This is a genomic window from Mucilaginibacter agri (assembly GCF_009928685.1).
Classification (GTDB): domain Bacteria; phylum Bacteroidota; class Bacteroidia; order Sphingobacteriales; family Sphingobacteriaceae; genus Mucilaginibacter; species Mucilaginibacter agri.
Map to the genome: position 1 here is coordinate 280,956 of NZ_WWEO01000045.1, position 17,728 is coordinate 298,683.

General features: G+C 41.4%; 16 protein-coding genes and 1 riboswitch. Of the genes, 8 read left to right on the forward strand and 8 right to left on the reverse strand.

Annotated features, from left to right (window positions below; all coding sequences use genetic code 11):
• The 6 genes from GSY63_RS21430 to GSY63_RS21455 all read right to left on the reverse strand — a co-directional run bounded on the left by GSY63_RS21430 (position 1) and on the right by GSY63_RS21455 (position 6,369).
• Positions 1-621 carry a DUF1579 family protein gene (locus tag GSY63_RS21430; RefSeq protein WP_166587899.1) on the reverse strand — a complete coding sequence of 207 codons (621 nt, stop codon included), beginning with the start codon at positions 619-621 and terminating at the stop codon, positions 1-3.
• 125 nt (positions 622-746) lie between these two features.
• Entirely contained in the window at positions 747-1,538 is a 792-nt protein-coding gene (locus GSY63_RS21435) for a polysaccharide deacetylase family protein (protein WP_166587900.1), read from the reverse strand.
• Positions 1,519-2,475 carry a glycosyltransferase family 2 protein gene (locus GSY63_RS21440; RefSeq protein WP_166587901.1) on the reverse strand — a complete coding sequence of 319 codons (957 nt, stop codon included), beginning with the start codon at positions 2,473-2,475 and terminating at the stop codon, positions 1,519-1,521. The genes GSY63_RS21435 and GSY63_RS21440 overlap by 20 nt, the downstream gene beginning before the upstream one ends.
• Positions 2,472-3,644 (reverse strand): glycosyltransferase family 87 protein, encoded by a 1,173-nt coding sequence (locus GSY63_RS21445; protein ID WP_166587902.1) that lies wholly within the window; start codon positions 3,642-3,644, stop codon positions 2,472-2,474. Before GSY63_RS21445 ends, GSY63_RS21440 begins: the two co-directional genes overlap by 4 nt.
• Before the next feature lie 288 nt (positions 3,645-3,932).
• On the reverse strand, positions 3,933-4,988 hold the full coding sequence (locus GSY63_RS21450; RefSeq protein ID WP_166587903.1) for a homoserine O-acetyltransferase family protein: 1,056 nt from the start codon (positions 4,986-4,988) through the stop codon (positions 3,933-3,935).
• Positions 4,989-5,043: 55 nt separating this feature from the next.
• A complete protein-coding gene (locus GSY63_RS21455) occupies positions 5,044-6,369 on the reverse strand; it encodes an O-acetylhomoserine aminocarboxypropyltransferase/cysteine synthase family protein (protein ID WP_166587904.1) in 1,326 nt (441 codons plus the stop codon).
• A 237-nt stretch (positions 6,370-6,606) separates the two neighbouring features.
• A riboswitch (SAM riboswitch) is annotated at positions 6,607-6,718 on the reverse strand.
• Positions 6,719-6,924: 206 nt separating this feature from the next.
• Between GSY63_RS21455 and GSY63_RS21460 the strand changes: the two genes are divergently transcribed.
• Positions 6,925-7,083 (forward strand): Loki-CTERM sorting domain-containing protein, encoded by a 159-nt coding sequence (locus tag GSY63_RS21460; RefSeq protein ID WP_166587905.1) that lies wholly within the window; start codon positions 6,925-6,927, stop codon positions 7,081-7,083.
• Positions 7,084-7,086: 3 nt separating this feature from the next.
• Here the strand turns inward: GSY63_RS21460 and GSY63_RS21465 are convergent, their stop codons facing one another.
• On the reverse strand, positions 7,087-8,208 hold the full coding sequence (locus tag GSY63_RS21465; RefSeq protein ID WP_166587906.1) for a trans-sulfuration enzyme family protein: 1,122 nt from the start codon (positions 8,206-8,208) through the stop codon (positions 7,087-7,089).
• A 93-nt stretch (positions 8,209-8,301) separates the two neighbouring features.
• Here GSY63_RS21465 and GSY63_RS21470 point away from each other — a divergent pair, with 93 nt between their 5' ends.
• The 7 genes from GSY63_RS21470 to GSY63_RS21500 all read left to right on the forward strand — a co-directional run bounded on the left by GSY63_RS21470 (position 8,302) and on the right by GSY63_RS21500 (position 15,526).
• The gene (locus GSY63_RS21470; protein ID WP_166587907.1) at positions 8,302-8,838 is read left to right on the forward strand and encodes a hypothetical protein; all 537 of its coding nucleotides are present in this window, start codon (positions 8,302-8,304) and stop codon (positions 8,836-8,838) included.
• A gap of 74 nt (positions 8,839-8,912) precedes the next feature.
• Complete coding sequence (gene mqnE, locus GSY63_RS21475) at positions 8,913-10,106, forward strand: aminofutalosine synthase MqnE (protein ID WP_166587908.1); 1,194 nt, start codon at positions 8,913-8,915, stop codon at positions 10,104-10,106.
• 20 nt (positions 10,107-10,126) lie between these two features.
• Positions 10,127-10,741, forward strand: a complete 615-nt coding sequence (locus GSY63_RS21480; RefSeq protein ID WP_166587909.1) for a histidine phosphatase family protein — start codon at positions 10,127-10,129, stop codon at positions 10,739-10,741.
• A 12-nt stretch (positions 10,742-10,753) separates the two neighbouring features.
• Positions 10,754-11,497, forward strand: a complete 744-nt coding sequence (locus GSY63_RS21485; RefSeq protein WP_166587910.1) for a menaquinone biosynthetic enzyme MqnA/MqnD family protein — start codon at positions 10,754-10,756, stop codon at positions 11,495-11,497.
• 87 nt (positions 11,498-11,584) lie between these two features.
• Positions 11,585-12,391, forward strand: coding sequence for an SDR family oxidoreductase (locus GSY63_RS21490; protein WP_166587911.1), 807 nt, complete (start codon positions 11,585-11,587; stop codon positions 12,389-12,391).
• A 301-nt stretch (positions 12,392-12,692) separates the two neighbouring features.
• Positions 12,693-13,196, forward strand: coding sequence for a hypothetical protein (locus tag GSY63_RS21495; RefSeq protein WP_166587912.1), 504 nt, complete (start codon positions 12,693-12,695; stop codon positions 13,194-13,196).
• 134 nt (positions 13,197-13,330) lie between these two features.
• The gene (locus GSY63_RS21500; RefSeq protein ID WP_166587913.1) at positions 13,331-15,526 is read left to right on the forward strand and encodes a bifunctional alpha,alpha-trehalose-phosphate synthase (UDP-forming)/trehalose-phosphatase; all 2,196 of its coding nucleotides are present in this window, start codon (positions 13,331-13,333) and stop codon (positions 15,524-15,526) included.
• 52 nt (positions 15,527-15,578) lie between these two features.
• Here the strand turns inward: GSY63_RS21500 and GSY63_RS21505 are convergent, their stop codons facing one another.
• Positions 15,579-17,648 (reverse strand): tetratricopeptide repeat-containing sensor histidine kinase, encoded by a 2,070-nt coding sequence (locus tag GSY63_RS21505; RefSeq protein ID WP_166587914.1) that lies wholly within the window; start codon positions 17,646-17,648, stop codon positions 15,579-15,581.
• Positions 17,649-17,728 lie beyond the last annotated feature (80 nt).

A 17,728-nucleotide genomic window follows, 5' to 3' on the forward strand; every position in this document is an offset into this window, starting at 1 on the left:
TCATTTAATCCGGTTGTAGTCTAACTCGCGCACTTTGATATCTTTTCCATTATTGATCTCGAAGTACTCTTCTTTGTAGTGATCTTGATCGATTACGGTCAATACGCGTTTGTTATTAACTAAAGCACCCGGTGTCAATAAATCATCCCAGATAAAGGTAAATTGCTTTTTATCTGGGTTATAATCGCCGGTTTGCTCCTGAATATCGCTGCCGATGTGGTTATTGATACTAGTCATCACAAATTTTTTGCGCGGGTTATCATAGCCTTCTATTTGCATGCTTTGGTAATTGTCTTCTTTCATTTGCCCGTTGGCAACCGGAACGCTTAGCTTACCGCCGGTGAGCTCCACCAAGAAGAACCGTCCACTGTAAATAGCTTTACGGGTCAAAGTACCTTTAACGAAAGCCAGCTTCGCATCCTGAAAGTTCCAATTGCCCACCAACTGCGCAAGAAGCAGGTGATTTGCGCCTGGCGCCGAAAGACTTAACATCTGCTCCATAGGATCGGGCTGCTTTGCATCATTCTGTGCAAATGCATCGATACGGACCGTAAATACGACTGCAGTAATTAAAATGGCTGTCTTGAAAAAGATACTGTACTTGGTTTTCTTATTTTTCATAACCTATGTTGCTAATTACTAAGATACAAGGTATCAATCAACTACGTGTTCATGTTAGTCGATTGTTCATTAATGAGAAAGTGCTTTACACAAGAAAGGCCTTCCAAATTGGAAAGCCTTTCTTGTTATTTTTCTGATTCTATTTGTATCTTCTTCACAAAATTATCTGTTCTGTCAAAGACATAACCTTTGCTTTGAGCCCAGGCTATAAAATCAGTCAACCGTTTTACAAAAGCATCACCAGTATTTTTGGTTACATATCCCGGGAAGCCATATTTTTCGGGCTTATTCAGATCCGTAAATTCCCATGGGTGAAAATAAAGGTTAAGGTAACCATCTTTACGGTGCGTTGTCTTGCTAAACCATTTCAACAAACCCATGGGCAAGTTATGAAAGCTTAGCCAGAACAATGGAAATCTGATTAAAGGCGACACCGAAGATGGTAATTGCAATACATTCTGATAGTAAAACCAACGGCGCGGCTTGCTAAAGTTATTATACCTGCCCGGCAACCAGGTTGGATTAATAGACGAATTATATACGTAACCTGCTTTTTCAATCTCCTTTTCATCAACCGGCATCATACGTGCCATACGGTAACCAATTACCGGTTTGCCTGTCAGTTCCTCGAGCTTGAGTTTGGATTGAATCAGATGCTCTGGTTTAAAGTCGGAATGGTAATACCCGTGCGAAGCAACTTCGTGTCCTTGCGCAATAATGTCATTAATTACTTCGGGCTTATGCTGCGCGTAATTGGCTGTGCAGTAAAACGTAGCTTTAACTCCAGCTTGTTTCAGGATATTCAGAATTTTGTTAGTGCCTTCCGTTGATACGGCTAATTGCTCGGGAAACGACAATTCTTTGTTGTATTCAAACGGCATATCGAATTCTTCGATATCAAAACTTAACAGTATCATTATTATTTACACGTAGTAGGTTAGTAGATCTGATAATATAATTTGGCCGTTGTTTACTCTGCATAAACAACTTGCCGAGGTACATGCCTATAATACCTAACACCATTAATTGTACCCCACCAAAAAACACAATGGTAGCCAAAATAGACGACCACCCTGAAACCACATGTCCAGTGAAATAACTAATTAGGATATAAGGGATGTACAAAATAGCCAGCAGGGAAAAGAAAAGCCCAATGCCTGTAGCAATGTAAAGCGGCCTTACGCTGAACGCGGTAATACCCTGAACAGCAAATTTCACCATCTTTTTTATGGTGTATTTGCTTTTGCCAGAGAAGCGTGCTTCTGCCTGATAATATATGGCGTATTGTTTAAAGCCCAGCCATTTAATAAGGCCACGCATAAACAAGCCATTTTCATTTAAAGTGTTCAACACATTGGCGACTTTGCGGTCGATTAAGCGAAAATCAGCGGTGCCTTTTTCCAGTTTGGTGTCAGACAGGGAATTAATCATGCTGTAAAACAGATCGGACGACTTGGTTTTGAAAATGGTAGCTTCATCCTGATATTCGCGGCAAGTGTACACCACGTCGTAACCTTCTTCCCATTTCTGCATAAACTGCGGAATCATTTCGGGCGGATGCTGCATATCGCCATCCATGCTGATAATGCAATCGCCATCGGCATAATCATAGCCGGCCTTAAGTGCGTTCTGATGGCCGAAATTGCGCGACAACTCTAAATAATATACATTGCTATCCAGATCGCTGATGGACCTGAGCTTTTCAATGGTACCGTCGGAACTGCCGTCGTCCACAAAAATAACTTCGTAAGTGTAAGGCAATTGTTTCAGGACACTCATAAGCCGGCTCGCTAAAACCTCGATATTGCCAACTTCGTTAAAAGAGGGTATTACAACTGAAATCTTCTTCTTCATGATAAAACCACGTTTTCAGTTTGATTAGGGCTGAATTTTCTTGTCAAAATTTCGTAACTAATTCTAAGCCAAATAACAAAGCAAGGTAGTGCTTTAAATGCATAAGGCTTTATATAATTTTTGTTGATGTATTTCGGAAACAAATCGGAAGGGGATAAGCTGGTTATTAGCAAAGCGAAAACCAACAAAAATATCTCAAAACCTGTAACCGGTCTGTCTAAATTCATAAACCAGATGGCTACGCCGGTAAAGGCAATAATATAGGTAGGCGACTCGGACCCAGTGCTGAAGATCACTGTAAAAATCAGCGTTGAGGCCAATAAAAGGTATCTGAATTGCAAGTTGCTAAACCATTTAAATCTCAAGTAAGCTGTAGCAAACAGTAATAGCCCTGGCAATATTACCAACGTGTTAGATAGTTCTGGATATTTGAATATCCGTCTTATCATGCCCATCACCGAAATATCCTGCATGGTAGATATCGCGTTACTTGCGTTTTTATGCGCCAGGCTGTCATACCAATCCTGGTACGACTGGATTACAAAATGAGGCGAGGATACTACCATCGGCAATACAAATAATACAACCAACCACATCAAAAAGCTCCAGATAAACTTCACTTTATCTTTGGAAAAGAAGAAGAAAGCCAGGCCGACAATACCATATAATTTAATCATCGTACCGAGCACTATCATTAAAGTGGCCCAGATATCCTGCTTACGGTTAACAAATACGAAGGTGAGGATGATAATAGCTGCCATGCATGGATTAAACTGCACGTTGAAAGACGCGGTCATTAACTCGTGTGCGCATATAAGCAGTACTGCCAATCTTTGATTAACCGTAAAAGGCAGTTGCCAGATAGCCACGTACAGGATTAACGCATTGCACATTACCCAAATAATACATCCCGCCCAATCGGGCATAAGGGCAAACGGGGCAATCACAAGGCCAAATAATGGGCCGTAGTGGTTAGAGTCGAAATAAAACTGGGGCTGTTCGTTGTATAGATTATGTTGGTCTATAAGATTAAAGTAAACGTACTTATAGATATCGTAGTTGTTGATGTGGTGATGAGCAACCTGCTTAATGACAGCAAACAGGCTAAGGCCGAACCAGAGAATTGCAACAAAATATTTGTTAAACAGGAGTTTATTTAGTTTTGACATTAATTAGAGTTTGTCAACTTTCTGTTACAAATATAATTATTAGCCACAGATATCGCGTTAGCAGGCCATAAAAAAGAAAAGGTCCCGCCGAGCGGAACCTTTCTTTTAAAAACAACATCAGGAATTTTAACAATTCAGGTTATTTGGCTGCCCATTTAACCGACCCCTCGTAAACAGGCAATAACCTTAACTGACTAAATCATATACGGTATTGCCTAACACTCAGTTTTTTAGATATTGCTTTTTTTGTTAAAAACTGTTAAACACTCAAAAAATCTTTTGCAACCCTTAAGCAGATTGCTGTAACTCTATTATTTTACCCTTTACATCGGTTTTAAAAAAAGATGTGGTGATGTTGGTAAGGGCTTCTGTTTCTATTAAAAAGCCATCGTGGCCATAAAATGAATCTAATTCTGCAAACGCTGCTTTGGGTATATGCTGAAATAAGTACTGCTGTTCTTCCAATGGAAATAACACGTCAGAGCGGATGCCAATTACCAGCGTTTTAGCTTTAATAGTACTTAAAGCCTTCTCAACACCTTTACGGCCACGACCGGTATCGTGCGAATCCATCACTTTGGTCAGGTACCAGTAACTATAAGCGTTAAAGCGTTTTACCAGCTTTTCGCCTTGGTAGTTTTGATACGAAGAGGCTTTAAAATTATCAGTCAGGTCCGCATTTTCTTCCTGCTGTGTAATGGCGTAGGTTTTGTAGTTACGGTATGATAATAATGCGAAGCTGCGTGCTGCCTTTAAACCTTTAGCGCCACCCTGTGGTGTATTCGCATAAAAGGTACGGTCTGAAGTGATAGCAAGGCGCTGCGACTCGTTAAAGGCAATGCCCCAAGGCGAGTGCTTAGCATTAGTGGCAATCAATATCAGGTTTTTAATTCTTTCTGGTTGGTCGATGCTCCATTCCATGGCTTGTTGGCCGCCTAATGAGCCGCCAATTAGGATGTGTATATCATCGATGCCAAGGCTTGCCGCCAACACCTGATGAGCTTTTACGATATCTCTTACTGTAAATTGTGGAAAGCTTAAATAATACGGAGCGCCTGTTGTCGGGTTTGTCGATAGCGGATTGGTTGTGCCATAAGGTGAACCCAGAATATTAGCGCAAACAATAAAATGCTCGTCAGGATTAAAGAAACTACCTTCACCAAAATAGCCTTTCCACCAGTCGAATACATCGGAGTTTGCGGTGAGGGCATGGCATACCCACACCACATTATCGCGATGTTTATTTAACCGGCCATACGTGTGGTAACCTATTTCGAGGCCGGTGATCTTTTTACCCGATTCCAGAACAAATTCTTCCGGATGTTGATATACTTCAGTATTCATGTATTACTATAACCCCTCCTGACCTCCCCGAAGGGGAGGAAAGTTGGTTGTGTGTTTATGCTGTTTCTAATTTGTGTTCTGTAACGTTTATTTTGGCAAATGCCTGTTCAAAATCGGCTTTGATATCATCTATATGTTCAATGCCAACGGCTACACGTAGTTGTGTTGGTGTAACTCCCGCAGCCAATTGTTCTTCGTCGCTTAACTGCTGATGTGTAGTTGCCGATGGCTGTATGATCAGTGTTTTGGCATCGCCTACGTTTGCAAGGTGGCTCACTAACTGCAGGCTATCAATCACCTTGGCAGCATTGGCTTTATCACCCTTTAATTCGAATGATAAAACTGCGCCAAAGCCATTTTTAAGATATTTTTTTGCTAACGCGTGGTGTGGTGAAGAGGGCAGGCCAGGGTAATTAACTTTGGCTACCTGCGGTTGTTGTTCCAGCCACTTGGCCAATTCGAGGGTATTGTCCACATGGCGTTGTACGCGCAGAGAAAGCGTTTCTAAGCCCTGTATTAACAGGAATGAATTGAATGGCGATTGTGACGAACCAAAATCGCGTAAACCTTCAACACGCGCACGGATAATGAATTGGATATTTCCAAACGGGCCGCCAATGCCAAATACATCTGCAAAAACTAAACCGTGGTAACCTTCTGATGGTTCGGTAAATTGAGGGAACTTACCATTAGCCCAGTTATAATTACCGCCATCGATGATAACACCGCCTATGCTGGTGCCATGTCCGCCGATCCATTTGGTGGCCGACTCGACCACGATGTGTGCGCCATGTTGTAACGGACGGAACAGGTAGCCACCTGCGCCGAATGTATTATCTACTATTAAGGGTAGATCGTGTTTGTTAGCCAGTGCAGCTAGTTTTTCAAAATCGGGAATGTTGAAGCCAGGGTTTCCAATGGTTTCAACGTATATCGCTTTGGTCTTTTCGTCTATAAGTGGTTCAATAGCTTCTGCTGTATCGTCTTTAGCAAAACGCACGTCGATGCCCAGGCGTTTAAATGCTACTTTAAACTGGTTGTAACTGCCACCATATAAGTAAGGCGAGCTTACAAAGTTATCGCCTGCTTGTAAAATATTATTTAATGCTATAAACTGCGCTGCCTGTCCCGATGCTGTTGCCAAGGCTGCCACACCGCCTTCTAAAGCAGCAATACGCTTTTCAAAAACGTCGGTAGTGGGGTTCATTATCCGGGTGTAAATGTTGCCAAACTCTTTTAGTGCGAACAAGTTGGCGCCGTGCTCGGCGTTGTTAAAAACGTATGAGGTAGTTTGATATAAAGGTACAGCACGTGAACCGGTTGTTGGATCAACTTGTTGACCAGCATGTAGCTGTAGTGTTTCGAATTTTAATGTAGACATGGGAGATAGATTTAGTAGTTAAACAAATTATTATTTAAAAACACACGACCGGATATAGGATATCCATGGATACACGTAACAATTTCAGGAAGGAGAAAGGGAACGTGTTATCGCATTAGCGACAGCAACAACAAGCCTGCATTCGGTTGTTAGCTTTAACGGGAATTAAAACTACGGTTAAACCTTGCTGAGGTGCTAAATACTGCTGAATGATGCGAATTAATTTTTCCATTTTATCATTTATATGCCCCGGGTCAATTATTTCCGGGTCAGGAATTGGCACCTTCTCCACTTTGGAGGGTTGCCAGCGGGTTTCTGAGCCTGTTCTCTCGCCGCTTCTATATAAATCAAAAACCTTTTGAGGGAGATTGATCGTGGTATTGCTACCAAATATTATTTCAAAGGTAGGCTAAATGGAATTACAAATCCAAATTAAATTTCAAATTTGTTGGAAAGGGTGTGTCATAAGCGATTCATATTTGTTAACAGAATGATAACATCAGCCCGAAAACAATTCCTTTAAAGCAACACTTGTACTTTTAAACACCAAATAAGATGAACTATCCCGTAACAGGCTTAATTGTATTAGCGGTGCTAATAGGCATTATTTACCTCATTAAACGTAACCGCAAAGACGAAAAAGATTTCGAAAAGCAAATAGGGCGCTCCGACATTAAGCCAGAGCGTCATAACGATCCTGAAAACAGGCCTTAGCTATTAAATAGCAGCAAGCGCAGCCGACATATCTTCAATCAAGTCGTCGATATGTTCGAGCCCTACGGATACCCTTAGCAAGTTTTTTGGCGTCTTGGTGTCTGGCCCTTCTACAGATGCACGGTGCTCTATCAGGCTCTCTACGCCTCCTAAACTGGTAGCCTGAGTAAAGATCTTAACTGTGTTAACAACTTTACGGGCTTCATCGGCACCGCCTTTTACAGTAAACGATAACATCCCCCCAAAAGCCAGCATTTGTAGCTTGGCCAATTGATGCTGTGGATGACTAGGTAGCCCTGGATACATCACCTGGCCAACTTTTGCATGGTTTTCTAAAAACTCTGCAAAAAGTTGGGCATTATTAACATGCCCGCGCATGCGGTATGGCAATGTTTTAATACTACGGGTAAGCATATAACAATCGATAGGGGCCGGTATGGCGCCACCCATTTCCTGCACCTGCCTAATGCGTGCCCACCAGTCGTCTTTTACCGGCGTAATTAACACGCCGCCTGTAATGTCGCTATGGCCCCCAAAATATTTGGTGGTTGAGTGCATTACCAAATCGGCACCAAGTGTTAAAGGAAGTTGGCAGATAGGTGTAGCAAACGTATTGTCAACCACCACTTTAATGTTATTTTCGTGCGCAATTTTTACGAGGCCGGTAATGTTGCTTAGTTTTAATAAAGGGTTGGATGGTGTTTCTATCCAAAGTAAACCGGTATGTGGTTTTATGGCCTGTTGTACCATTTCCGGATTGCTCTGATCTACAAAGTCAAACCAAAGTATCCCTGCAAAAAGTGTTTTAAGCTGGTTGCGCAAACCGTGATACATATCATCGGGTGCTATAATATGAGTGCCTGGCTTTAACGACTGGAACACAGCCATACCTGCAGCATTGCCCGATGAAAAAGCCGCTGCTTCTTCGCCCAGTTCTAGCTTAGCCAAAACGTTTTCTAATAATGCTCGGTTAGGATTGCCTGCGCGGCCATAAATAAACCCTGAGGGGTATTCACCGTCGGGTCCACGTTCAAACGTGGTCGACATTACAATTGGTTGTATAACCGCTTTAGATGATTCGTCGATATGGTTTCCGGCATGTATGGCAATAGTCTCGATGTGCATGGTATCAAAATAAAGAAGAAAATTTCAGCTTTGGTTGTAGCAATTAAAAATATTACCACGTACTGTTTACAACGAACCAATTAACATATAGGTATGAAAAGCGCATTACATTTATTACTCTCATTAAGCGTATTATTATTTGCCGCCTGTAAAAAAGATAATATTAGTAAAAAGAGTGAGTACGACGATAGCTATGAAAAATTTCAGGCTTTTAAAAAATCTTCGGCCAATACTTATTCTTATGTTGCTGCAAGCGGTTCTGTTTTTGGGGTATCGAGCTCAACAACTATTTCGGTGATAAATGGCCAGGTGGTATCACGCTCTTATAAACGCTATCAAACTCGGGGTAATGGTGGAGGGAATGTTTTAGTTACCAGCTGGACTGAGGATAAAGCCACCTTAGGGTCACATACAGAGGGTTACCAAGCCTTAACATTAGATAAGGTATACGAACAGGCAAAAAACGTTTGGTTAAAGGCCGATAAAAAAGCTAATGATATTTATTTTGAGGTTGATGCTAATGGCCTTATATCTAGCTGTGGCTATGTACCAAAGGGTTGCCAGGATGATTGTTTTACAGGCATAACCATAAGCTCAATTAGTACCGTGATTGCGGACTACGCAAAATAACGCAACTTTTGTTACACCGATGTGATAAGGAATAAGGCCTTTATTGTTACTTTTGCAACAAAAAAAGTGATTTAATGGACGCTGAACAACATCTACAGTTATTATTAAATGACGACCGCCTCTCAGACGATCTAAAAAATATAGCCGCTAAAGTACTTCATAACGAACGCATTACCTTTGATGAAGGAGTAATCCTTTACGAAAAAGGAGAGCTTGGATATCTCGGGGTTTTAGCTAATTACATTCGTGAAAAGCGCCATGGTGATAAAACCTATTTCAACAGAAACTTTCATATCGAGCCTACCAATCTGTGTGTTTACGACTGCAAGTTCTGCTCGTATTCGCGCCTGATTAAGCAAAAATCGGAAGGATGGGAGTATACCATGGACCAGATGCTGGACATGATCAAAAAATATGATGATGAGCCGGTTACCGAAGTGCATATAGTTGGTGGTGTTTTGCCGCAATACGATGTGCCGTTTTATGCTGAATTATTCCGTCAGATTAAAGCACACAGACCAGAACTACATGTTAAGGCATTAACGCCGGTAGAATACCACTACATTTTCAAAAAAGCCAAAATCGACTATGCTTCTGGTATGGCCCTGATGAAGGAAGCCGGATTGGAATCAATGCCTGGTGGTGGTGCCGAGATCTTCCATCCGGAAATTAGAGATCAGATAGCTAAAGATAAATGTACTGCCGATCAGTGGCTGGATATTCACCGCGAATGGCATAAACTGGGTATGCGTTCCAACGCAACTATGTTATACGGGCATATCGAAGAGTTTCGCCATCGGGTTGATCATATGGAACGCTTGCGTCAATTGCAAGACGAAACCGGTGGTTTCCAGACTTTCATTCCGCTGAAATTCCGTAACAAAGATAACCAGATGTCCAGCGTTGCCGAATCGACCGTTGTGGAAGATTTGCGCAATTACGCTATTGCTCGTATCTATCTGGACAACTTCGACCACATTAAAGCTTATTGGGCAATGATTAGCCGTACTACGGCGCAACTGTCATTAAACTTTGGTGTAGATGATATCGATGGTACCCTGGATGATACTACCAAGATTTACTCTATGGCTGGTGCCGAAGAGCAGAATCCGGGCATGAGCACCAAAGAGCTGGTGAACCTCATTAAAAATGCAGGCCGTGTTGCAATAGAACGCGATACTTTATATAATGTAGTTACAGATTTTACTAACTACGAATTTCCGGAAGAAGCAAAACCACAATTTTACAGACTACCGGTAGTTAACTAAGCATATACTTTATACAATAAATGGTCATTAAAACTTTATACATCGTACGTCACGGGCAAACTGATCTGAATAAACAAGGGATAGTACAGGGGCGGGGCATGAATACAGATTTAAATGACGAAGGTCGCAGGCAAGCAGACTTGTTTTTTAAGGCATATAATAACGTTGCTTTTGATAAGATCTACATATCTACTTTAAAACGCACCCAACAAAGCATTCAAGGTTTTATAGACAAAGGTATACCTTACGAAAAGCTTGAAGGGCTGGATGAGTTAGCCTGGGGCGTGCACGAAGGACAAGCCAGTACACCAGAAACCAAAGCAGCCTTTTTGCAACTAATGCGCGACTGGACTGCCGGACGCCTCGATGTAAAGTTTGAGAACGGTGAAAGCCCTAATGAGGTAAAAGCAAGACAAGAGAAAGCTTTAGACCACATTATGAGCCAGCCAGACGAAAAAACGGTACTGATATGTATGCACGGCAGGGCGATGCGTTTATTGTTATGCCTGCTTACCAACCAGCCGCTTACTAAAATGGAAAGCTTTCCGCACCAGAATTTGGTATTGTATAAAGTAACCTACGATGGCGATAAATTCGACATTGTAGATTTTAACAATTCTATCCATTTAAAATAATAATACTCCGTTTTGAATAAGATCCGCATATCGGCTGTTAGTTATACTAACACCAAACCGTTTTTGTATGGTATTAACCATACCGATATTATCAATAAAATAGACCTTAGCCTGGATATCCCGGCAGACTGTGCGCAGAAACTAATAGACGATAAAGCAGATATCGGCTTGATACCGGTAGCCGCAGCGCTTAACTTGCCCGAATGGCATATCGTGTCTGACTATTGTATCGGTGCGGTTGGTAGGGTAGATTCGGTATTTATTTTTAGCAATTGCGAGATTCACGATATAAAGACTATTCAGCTGGATCCGGAATCGCGTTCATCAAATAACCTGGCTAAGGTACTGATGAAAAATCACTGGAATATTACTCCTGAACAAATTGTGGGTGCCGCTGACTACAGCCATTCTACCGAACCTAATACCGCATTTGTACAAATAGGCGACCGTACTTTCGGTAAAAAAGATAAGTACCACTACGTATATGATTTAGCCGAAGAATGGCAGAAGCTAACCGGCTTGCCATTTACTTTTGCGGCTTGGATCTCCAATAAGCCAATCCCTCAGGAGTTTATCGAAGAGTTTAATAAATCTTTGCAGTATGGCCTCGATCATCGTGAGGAACTGTTCAAGGAACTTCCTATGCGCGATGACTTTGACATTAAAGACTACCTAATGCATAAGATAGACTACCCGCTTACGGATGCCAAGAAGCAAGCCTTATACCGGTTCCTGGATTATATTAAGGCACTCTAACATTAACAAATTGCTAATTCTGGTCTGAGCCAAAACATTATCGGGGGTATTTTATTGGTTAAATATCAATCAACAAATATCCCGATAATGGATAATACTACATTAAAAGGCCAGGCCGCCCTGGTAACAGGCAGCGACAGCGGAATAGGAAAAGGCGTAGCACTCGAATTAGCTAAAGCAGGCGCCCGCCTGGTTATCAACTACGCACATAATCACGATGCCGCCGACGAGGTGGTAAAGGAGATTACAGATGCCGGTGGTGAAGCCTATGCCCACCAATGCGATGTAAGCCACGAAGGTGAAGTGCAGGCCATGTTTCAGGAAATGTATAAGCGATATGGAACTATCGATATACTGGTTAACAACTCCGGCTTACAAAAAGACTCCAAATTTATAGATATGACGCTCGATCAGTGGAACACCGTGATCAGCGTTAATTTAACCGGCCAGTTCTTATGCGCCCGCGAGGCTGCCCGCGAGTTTATACGTAGGGGAGTGGTTGAAGGTGTAAGTAAAGCCGCGGGTAAAATAATATGTATGAGCAGCGTGCATGAAGTTATCCCCTGGGGAGGACATGTTAACTATGCAACCAGCAAAGGCGGTATTATGATGCTGATGAAAAGTATGGCGCAGGAACTAGCATCGCATAAAATCCGCGTAAACGCTATTGGCCCAGGTGCAATACAAACACCTATTAATAAAGAAGCATGGGATACACCCGAGGCTTTGGATAAACTTTTAACCCTGATACCTTATAATCGCATCGGTCAGCCAGATGACATCGGTAAGCTGGCCGCATGGCTGGCGTCAGACGAGTCGGATTACATAACCGGAGTAACTATTTTCGCTGACGGCGGCATGACATTATATCCCGGTTTTGCCGATAACGGTTAAAAAAAGGAAAAAGTATATAACAGAAAAAGAAGAGGCTGATGCCTCTTTTTGTGTTTCTAAAGGTCGTTTTTGCGCAGAAATTACTTATTGTAATAATAACACTAACTGCTTATTGTAAAATATACACTAAGTATCTGCAAAAAACTTTACCATATTGTAAAAATAACACTAAGTATAGGGCATTTTTTTACAAAAATTCAAATCAAAGCAGTTTAATTATTAAATTATCATAAAAATTAAAATAAATTTATCATTTATTCATTTATGACTTACCTTTGTTAAGGATTTAAAAATAAAGACGATGAAAAAATTGATTTTAACCGCAGCTATTGCTGCTACCTTGAGCACTGGCGCATTTGCATTTGAAGGCACTAAAAGTGCAGCTAAAAATACTAACACTGTTTCTTATCAAGTACTGAATCAATTCGATGTTCAGTTCCAAAATGCTGAGAACGTTAATTGGTCTGCAACTTCTAACGGTCAGAAAGCTGACTTCGTTATCGATGATGTTAAAATGACTGCATTCTACGATAACCGTGGTCAATACATTGGTTCTACTGAAAACGTTGAATTCAAAAAATTACCTGCTGCAGCTAAAAAAGAAATTGCTGAGAAATACAAAGGTTACGAAATTGGTGAAGTAATTAAATTCCAAAGCGGCGAACCAGCTTCAAGCGCTTTAGACCGTTTAGTTGGTGAAACTGATCCATTAGCTTACTTCGTTGATCTTAAAAACGATAAAGAAGAAATCCTGGTACGCGTAACTCCAGCTGCTAGCGTATACTTCTACAAACAAATCAAATAATTATCCCAGTATATATATGAGAGCGACGCCCTTCGGGACGTCGCTTTTTTTGTTTTACGGGGGGCTAAAAAGCCTTTTTTCGACAACAAAAAGGGGCAAATGGTGTTATAATACTTTAACATTTATTTGCTACTATGCCAAAAACAATAATTGTATCCAACCGACTTCCTGTAAAAGTAACAAAACAAGATGATGCCTATCAACTCTCGTCTAGCGAAGGTGGATTGGCTACCGGTTTAGGATCGATTTACAAACAAGATGACAATTTATGGGTTGGCTGGCCCGGCTTGGAGATTGATAGGCACGATGACCAACTATCTGTAACCGAACAATTAAAAGAACTGAGCTTAATGCCGGTTTTTTTAAGTCAGGACGAAATCAATCAATACTACGAAGGTTTCTCTAACGAAGTTTTGTGGCCGGTATTTCACTACTACGCTTCAACATACGCACATTACGCCGAAGCCAATTGGGAGTGCTATCAACGCGTAAATCAAAAATTTTGCGACGCTATTTTAGAAGTTGCTAATCCGGGAGATACGATCTGGGTGCACGATTATCAATTAATACTGTTACCCAAGCTTATCCGTGATGCAAGACCCGATGTTTCGATAGGTTTTTTCCAACATATTCCTTTTCCTTCCGACGAGATGTTCAGGCTAATTCCCTGGCGCTCGGAGTTATTGGAAGGTATGCTGGGCGCCGACTTGATCGGTTTCCACACGTTTGACGACGTACGCCACTTTTTAAGCGCAGTGCAACGACTATTGCCTGTACAAGTATCGGCTAATATTATTACCAGTGGCGAACGGGCTATCGTTATCGAATCGTTCCCAATGGGAATTGATGATAAAAAGTATGGTAATTTATCACAACAGCCTAATGTAAAGATAGAAGCAGAGTTGATCAAAGAAACCTTTAAAAACCAAAAGCTAATTTTATCTATAGACAGGCTCGATTACAGTAAGGGTATTCTACAACGCTTGCACGCCCTGGAGGTACTGTTCGAAAAACATCCTGAGCTGATTACCAAGATCACTTTATACATGATCGTGGTACCCTCTCGCGATCAGGTACCCCAGTACAAAGAGCTGCGCGATAACATAGATAAAAAGGTGGGAAATATTAATGCACGCTACCGAACGCTGGAGTGGAGCCCGATTCAATATTTCTACAAATCCTTTCCGATTGAAACGCTTTCAGCGCTCTTTAGCACCGCCGATGTGTGCCTTATTACACCTATGCGCGATGGAATGAACCTGGTGAGTAAAGAATATGTTGCCAGCAGAATGCATAACGATGGTGTGCTGATTCTCAGTGAAATGGCCGGGGCATCTAAAGAATTAATTGATGCTATAATAGTAAACCCAAGCAATGTGCAGGAGGTGAGTCGCGCTATTGTGAAGTCCATCAATATGCCCAAGGCAGAACAAGCGCGCCGCATGGTGCAAATGCGTCAAAATGTATCAAAATTCAATATTTCGCATTGGGTTAAAATCTTTATGGATCGCCTGAGTGAGGTTAAACAAATGCAGCGGTCTATGCAAACAAGGCATGTGAGCAATGGTACGCGGCAGTCTATTATTAACCGCTTTGCTAAAACCCATCAGCGCATTATATTTCTGGATTATGATGGTACATTGGTTGATTTTAAAGCTAATGTAGATCAGGCAAAACCAGATAGAGACTTGTACGAACTTTTAGATCAATTAACATCAGACCCAGCTAACGATGTAGTATTAATAAGCGGCCGTAAGCACGAAAACCTTGACGAATGGTTTGGTCACCTGCCAATATATCTCGTTGCAGAACATGGTGCGTGGTTTAAACAACAGCATACCCAGTGGCATAAGTTGGGCGGCATGTCTAACAACTGGAAACAGGATATTTTCCCAATACTCGAAACTTATGTAGACCGCACGCCAGGTACCTTTATCGAAGAGAAAACATACTCATTGGTATGGCATTACCGCAAAGCACAAAACGGCCTTGGAGAACTGCGTGCTAACGAGTTAACTAATACGCTTAAATATCTTGCCGGCGACAAAGGCTTACAGCTACTGCCCGGAAATAAGGTTGTAGAGGTAAAGAACATGGAGATTAACAAAGGGAAAGCAGCGCTTACCTTGTCGGAGAAAAAGGACTACGACTTTGTGATTGCCTTTGGCGATGATTATACCGATGAGGAGATCTTTAAAAGCTTACCAGATTCGGCCATAACTATAAAAGTGGGAGGGAACCTATCTGCGGCGAAATTTTATCTTCGCAACCCAGCCGAGGTACGTGATCTGTTACGCTCTCTAACTGTACCCGCTTCCGTTAGTCATTAACAAATTACTGCATACTATAAAAAACAGCTATCCATAAACAGATAGCTGTTTTTTATGTTGCCGGTAGTTCCAGATAAAAGGTAGTGCCTTCCCCTGGGTTACTTTCAAACCAAATACGTCCCTGGTGCTTTTCTACAATGCGTTTCGAAATAGATAAGCCCAAACCAAAGGGCTGCTCGCCGTTGGTGCCAAATTTTTTCGCCGAAGTAAACATCTCAAAAATGCTTTCTTTTTCGCTTTCCGGAATTCCGATACCATTATCGGCTATCGATATAAGTACGGTGTCTTTTTGCTGTTTAATGCCAACATTAATTATTCCTCCATCGTGGCTAAATTTAATGGCGTTTACAATCAGATTATTAAACACCCGCCATATCTTTTCGTGGTTTATGTTGGCCATTATTGGCTTATCACCACTATCAAAAACTATCGTCTGGCTTTTTTCTTTCGCTTTAAACTGCAACAACTCGACAGAGTCGTAAAGCAAAGCCTTTATATCCAACACGTGCTTTTTTAACACGCCATCGTCTTCTGCCAAGCCAGATTTTAAGAGTTCGGCTATCATTTCCATCGAATAGATGCCTGTTGTCTCAATCAGCTTAATCATTTGGCGGTTGTCGTCCGAAAGGTCATCCTCACTCAGCAGCACTGTAGCCAACCCGGTCATGCCCGAAAGCGGATTTCTTAAATCGTGCGCCATAACACGCATAATCCGAATGTAGTTTTGGTTTACGCGTGCAAGCTCATCGAGTGTAGCACGTAATTCCTCATTTTGTTGTGTGGCACTTTTATGGCTAAGCTGACTTTTCTTTAGGTTTCTGGCAATCAATATCATAATAACAATAGCCAGAAAGACAATAACGCTGATACCGAACAAGTAAACCTTCTTAATATGGTTACGTTGTTGCAGGTCGATCAACGACTGTTTTTGACTTAACGAATTCAGCTCCCGGTCAACATCCAGCTGATACAGACTTGAGGAGTTATTAAAAACGGAATCCCTGAGCCTGATATAGGCATCTTGGTATCTATAAGCCTCAACAGAACGCTTTAACTTCAAAAGATACTGCGCGTATAGTCTATTCCATTCTATGTTTGATTCGGGATTGGCTTTATAAAAACGGTTTAATAGTAGCCGCGACTGATAAAATGCATCTTCGGCCTTTTTATTATTACCGGTCAGCATACTCACCTTCGCCAGTTTAATAAACGGAGGGATTTTCATCCCATCTATATTTGCTGTTGGGATAGAAAGGCTTTGATCGAGGTATTTCTGTGCCGAAGGCAAATCGCCTTTAACGATGCTTAAACCAGCCAGATTATCATATACTACAACCCGTGCGCCATTAATATAAGACTTATTAACAAGGTGATCTGAGTCTGCCTGCGCGGTTAGCTTAAGATCTTCGGTAAAATAATAATTGGCAGTATCATACCGGCCAGCCTTAAAAAACGAGTACCCTGCATTATTGAGTGCGCCTTGTTGTTTAAAGAATATTTTTTGTTTTGAATACCGATCGTGGCAGGTTGCTAATTTTGAGTTACTTTCTACCCAGTATTTGGCCGCCAATTCGTATTTCTTTTGGCTAAAAAAGATATATGCCATTTTAGAGGATAGGTCGCCATTGTCGCAACTACCCTCGCTTGTTAACGCCTTTTTTGCCTTAAAATAATAGTTTAGTGCAGAGATATATTTCTGTGAGCGTATACCGGCATCACCCTTAACCAGCATCGTTTGAAAATACTCGTTGGGATATTGTTTAATGCGCGATTGATCTTTCTCAAAAAAAGCCAATGCACTGTCTGCATACAAGTTTATCTGCTCGGCGTTGGTGGTATCTACCGTACCGCCATCAACATAACCGGCTTTCATGCAATAAAAAGTGGCAATGTTAGGGCTGTTGTCTGGTATTAATGATTTTAGGCTATTGAGCAGGCGGAACGCACTGTCTCTTTTCGAAGCGATAAAAAGACTATCTACTGTTTTAAACTGTCTTTTTATTTTTTCGTTATCGATTGTCTTTTCCCTGCCGCAAGATGGTAATAACAGAATAAGCAGCAAAAACGATGCTATTGTTATAATATTATTTATAGCCGGTTTTCTGAAATATAGCTGATACATGAGATGGTTAGGTTGATGCAAAGTACGTTAATTTTTAACACAGCATAATACTTTAACATCATACGGCTTTGAATTTAACA

What these genes read in the sequence shown, in the direction of transcription:
- GSY63_RS21430 (WP_166587899.1), bottom strand. Translation starts at nt 621, where the DNA reads ATGAAAAATAAGAAAACCAAGTACAGTATCTTTTTCAAGACAGCCATT.
- GSY63_RS21435 (WP_166587900.1), bottom strand. Translation starts at nt 1,538, where the DNA reads ATGATACTGTTAAGTTTTGATATCGAAGAATTCGATATGCCGTTTGAA.
- GSY63_RS21440 (WP_166587901.1), bottom strand. Translation starts at nt 2,475, where the DNA reads ATGAAGAAGAAGATTTCAGTTGTAATACCCTCTTTTAACGAAGTTGGC.
- GSY63_RS21445 (WP_166587902.1), bottom strand. Translation starts at nt 3,644, where the DNA reads ATGTCAAAACTAAATAAACTCCTGTTTAACAAATATTTTGTTGCAATT.
- GSY63_RS21450 (WP_166587903.1), bottom strand. Translation starts at nt 4,988, where the DNA reads ATGAATACTGAAGTATATCAACATCCGGAAGAATTTGTTCTGGAATCG.
- GSY63_RS21455 (WP_166587904.1), bottom strand. Translation starts at nt 6,369, where the DNA reads ATGTCTACATTAAAATTCGAAACACTACAGCTACATGCTGGTCAACAA.
- GSY63_RS21460 (WP_166587905.1), top strand. Translation starts at nt 6,925, where the DNA reads ATGAACTATCCCGTAACAGGCTTAATTGTATTAGCGGTGCTAATAGGC.
- GSY63_RS21465 (WP_166587906.1), bottom strand. Translation starts at nt 8,208, where the DNA reads ATGCACATCGAGACTATTGCCATACATGCCGGAAACCATATCGACGAA.
- GSY63_RS21470 (WP_166587907.1), top strand. Translation starts at nt 8,302, where the DNA reads ATGAAAAGCGCATTACATTTATTACTCTCATTAAGCGTATTATTATTT.
- mqnE (WP_166587908.1), top strand. Translation starts at nt 8,913, where the DNA reads ATGGACGCTGAACAACATCTACAGTTATTATTAAATGACGACCGCCTC.
- GSY63_RS21480 (WP_166587909.1), top strand. Translation starts at nt 10,127, where the DNA reads ATGGTCATTAAAACTTTATACATCGTACGTCACGGGCAAACTGATCTG.
- GSY63_RS21490 (WP_166587911.1), top strand. Translation starts at nt 11,585, where the DNA reads ATGGATAATACTACATTAAAAGGCCAGGCCGCCCTGGTAACAGGCAGC.
- GSY63_RS21495 (WP_166587912.1), top strand. Translation starts at nt 12,693, where the DNA reads ATGAAAAAATTGATTTTAACCGCAGCTATTGCTGCTACCTTGAGCACT.
- GSY63_RS21500 (WP_166587913.1), top strand. Translation starts at nt 13,331, where the DNA reads ATGCCAAAAACAATAATTGTATCCAACCGACTTCCTGTAAAAGTAACA.
- GSY63_RS21505 (WP_166587914.1), bottom strand. Translation starts at nt 17,648, where the DNA reads ATGTATCAGCTATATTTCAGAAAACCGGCTATAAATAATATTATAACA.